The organism is Paenibacillus sp. 01L418 (assembly GCF_056400045.1).
In genome coordinates this window covers 1-3588 of the sequence record NZ_JBFTSN010000557.1, presented here as the reverse complement: position 1 = coordinate 3588, position 3588 = coordinate 1, and the positions used below count along the sequence as shown (strand labels likewise).

The 3588-nt window shown below is 46.4% G+C and carries 4 protein-coding genes; all 4 read left to right on the top strand.

Features of this window, described 5'->3' with window-relative positions; all coding sequences use genetic code 11:
* A partial coding sequence (locus tag AC1DSE_RS32585; RefSeq protein WP_477528864.1) for an allantoate amidohydrolase occupies positions 1-1139 on the top strand: 1139 nt, incomplete at its 5' end.
* Between the two features lie 96 nt (positions 1140-1235).
* Complete coding sequence (locus AC1DSE_RS32580; protein ID WP_477509296.1) at positions 1236-1880, top strand: ABC transporter permease; 645 nt, start codon at positions 1236-1238, stop codon at positions 1878-1880.
* A gap of 18 nt (positions 1881-1898) precedes the next feature.
* Entirely contained in the window at positions 1899-2804 is a 906-nt protein-coding gene (locus AC1DSE_RS32575) for an ABC transporter substrate-binding protein (RefSeq protein WP_477509295.1), read from the top strand.
* Between the two features lie 68 nt (positions 2805-2872).
* Positions 2873-3588, top strand: a 716-nt coding sequence (locus AC1DSE_RS32570) for an ABC transporter ATP-binding protein (RefSeq protein WP_477528863.1), incomplete at its 3' end; no start/stop codon positions are given.

Below are 3588 nucleotides of genomic sequence, written 5' to 3'. Positions count from 1 at the left end.
GCAATGAGGAATTTATAGCGAGGCAATTTATTATCAGTGAAATGAAAGCAGCGGGACTAGAAGTCAGGCAGGATGAAGCGGGCAATCTAATTGGGCGATTGGAGGGGGAGGAGCCGCGGGCAGGAGCTGTAGTGACGGGCTCTCATATCGATACGGTCATTCAAGCAGGCCAATTCGATGGAGCGCTTGGTGTACTTGGCGGTATTGAGGTTTTGCGAACGATCAAGGAGCAGTCAATCAGGCATGATAGACCTTTCGAGGTTATTTGCTTTACGGACGAAGAGGGCGTGCGCTTTGGAGCCGGCTATTTGGGAAGCCGTGCGATGGCAAATACTTGGGATGAAAAGTGGCTGGATCTTACGGATTCTTCCGGCATGTCGCTTCGCGAAGCGATGGAGCATGGCGGCTTGAACCCTGATCAAGCAGCTCTTGCAAGTCGCAGCTCAGAATCCATTCATGCCTATGTTGAGCTTCATATTGAGCAAGGACGAGTTCTGGAAGAGCTGAATACAGCGATTGGCATTGCAACAGCGATTTATGGACATCGCTGGTTCGAAGTGACCATACATGGACGAGCGGACCATGCGGGAACAACGCCCATGAAGTTAAGACAGGACCCTTTGCCTGCCGCAGCAGAAGTTGTGCTTGCTGTGGAACGAATCGCAGTGAAGTATGGGGGCGTCGTAACAACAGGGACGTTTAAGCTTGCGCCAGCCGCAATCAACGTAATTCCGGGTGAAGCGGTATTTACACTCGATGTGCGGCATGAATCCTTGGAGTCGCTCAATAAGCTGGAGGTTGCGATAAAAAGCGAGTTGTCACGCCTTACTGCAGCAAGAGGGCTGAGCTACGCTATCCGGACATTAGATGCTGCTGTGCCTGTTCAAACGTCGGAGTATATTACAAAAGTGATTGCAGATAGCTGTGAGGATGCTGGTATGCCTGCGGAGTATATGATTTGCGGCGCAGGTCATGATGCGGTGGTCATGAGTGAATTAACGGAAATGGGGCTCATCTTGGTACGTTCTAAGGATGGTATCAGTCATCATCCACTTGAATGGAGCAGCCGTGAGGACTGTGAAGCAGGAGCAAATATACTGCTGCAAACCCTTATTCAGCTAGGAAATGATGTAAATTAATAATTCCGATTGACATAATGGGGTATAAAGTTTAATAATAGTGGTAACAAGTTATTGATTAGTGATAATACATAGGGGAAGGAGGATGACAAACGGGTGAATGTGTTCCTCGAAGCTTATGAATATGTGAATGCTAACAGCGACAGATTTTTGGAAGCGGTCAAGGTGCATTTAAGCATAAGTTTCTACGCGCTCCTTATTGCTTTCGTCGTATGTGTGCCGCTCGGTATATTATGTGCCAAGAAAGAGTGGCTGACCGGTCCGATTATGGGGCTGTTCAACTCCTTGCGAGTCATCCCAAGCCTTGCGGTTTTAGTCATTATTTTACCGATCATGGGAACTGGCTTTGCACCGGCATTAGTTGCATTAACGCTGCTTGCTTGTCCGCCTATTCTCATTAATACATACATGGGCTTTAGAGGTATTGAGCCAGCGATTATTGAAGCTGCTTCAGGCCTCGGTATGGGAGAGAAAATGATTATGCGGAAAATCGAGCTGCCGTTAGCTGCTCCGCTGCTGCTGTCAGGACTAAAAACAGCCGCTGTAGAAGTGATCGCCAGTGCAACATTGGCCGCATTCATCGGAGGAGGCGGGCTGGGAACGTTTATTATCAACGGTCTTGGCATGTACAAATTCTCATTGCTGCTTGTCGGGGCGCTGCCGGTAGCGCTGCTAGCTATTTTATCGGAGATCGGATTTGCTGGAATTGAAAGAGCAGTAACCAAATATCAGCGTGTATAATGAAAGGGGAAAATTCAGATGAAAAAGAAATGGGTAAGCTTGGCATTATTGATTATAAGTGTGGTACTCGTTATTAGCGCTTGTTCTTCTAAAGGAGGTTCAAGCAAAGAAAAGATTAAAGTCGGCTCGAAAAACTTTACGGAATCATTGATTTTGGGCGAGATGTACGCACTGGCACTTGAGGACGCAGGTTACAAGGTAGATCGCAAGCTCAATCTTGGCGGCACACTCGTTGCCCATGAAGCGCTCAAAAAAGGCGACATCGACTTTTACCCGGAGTATACAGGAACAGGCTTAATCAACGTATTGGAATTGCCGCCAAACTCCGATGCCAAAACCGTATATGATACTGTAGCAAAAGGCTACAAAGAGAAATTCAACCTGGTTTGGCTGGAGCCAACAAACGCAAACGATTCACAAGGTCTTGTTACAACAAAGAAAATTGCTGAAAAATATAATCTTTACAAAATATCAGATTTGGTGAAATTAGCTCCTGAGCTTAACCTCGCTGCTGTTCCTGAGTTTGAAGAGCGCGAAGACGGATTAAAGGGACTAAATACTTTCTACGGTAAAATGAACTTCAAAAGCATCAAGCTGTTTGATTACGGCATCAAATACCGCGTAACGCTAGATGGTGAAGCGGATGTAACTGTTGGCTTCACGACTGATGGCGATTTGACGAATCCGGATCTTGTATTGCTTGAGGATGATAAGAAGTTTTGGCCTCCTTACTTCGTAGCTCCAGTGCTTCGCGGCGAGCTAAGCGAGAAGGACCCTGAAATTGCTAAAGTGTTGAACAAAATTTCTGCAAAGCTGGATAACACAACTGTTCAGAAGCTGAACGCGCAAGTGGATATCGACAAGAAAGAATACGCGGATGTAGCGAAGGCATTTTTGGTAGAGCAAGGTTTATTGAAAAAATAATTCATAATTAAATGCAGCGGGGTTTCTCCATATTGGGGAAGCCCCCTTCCTACAGGAGTTGATATAGAATGAGCAAAGAGGCCATTATTTTTGAGCAGGTGTCCAAAACATTTCCAAAGTCTGCGAATCCCTCCGTTAATGAAACGAGCCTTATTATTCCGCAAGGCTCCTTTGTTACGATTCTAGGTGCTTCAGGCTGCGGCAAAACGACCTTGCTAAAAATGGTAAACCGAATTATTGAACCGACCGCAGGCACGATTTCGATATTTGGCAAAGACATTCGCAGCTTGCCCGTGACAGAGCTTCGCCGAAGCATCGGTTATGTAATCCAGCAGGTAGGGTTGTTTCCGCATTTGTCGATTGAACAAAATATTGCAACGGTCCCCAATATACTGGGCTGGGAACGCCAAAAAACAGCGGAGAGAATCGATTATTTAATGGATCTTGTTCATTTGCCAGCAAGCTATAAGAAGCTTTATCCGCGGCAGCTGTCAGGTGGGCAGCAGCAGCGTGTAGGGATTGCTAGAGCGATGGCAGGTGATCCAGCTATATTGCTGATGGATGAACCGTTTGGAGCGATTGACGCTATTACGCGTACGAAGCTGCAGGATGATTTTAAGCAAATACAACGTGAGCTTGGCAAAACCGTATTGTTTGTGACGCATGACGTGGAAGAGGCGATGAAGCTCGGCGATCATATGATCGTGATGAACGAAGGGACGATTCAGYAATATGATACGCCTCTTGCCATCATGTCCAAGCCCAATAATGCTTTTGTATCGCA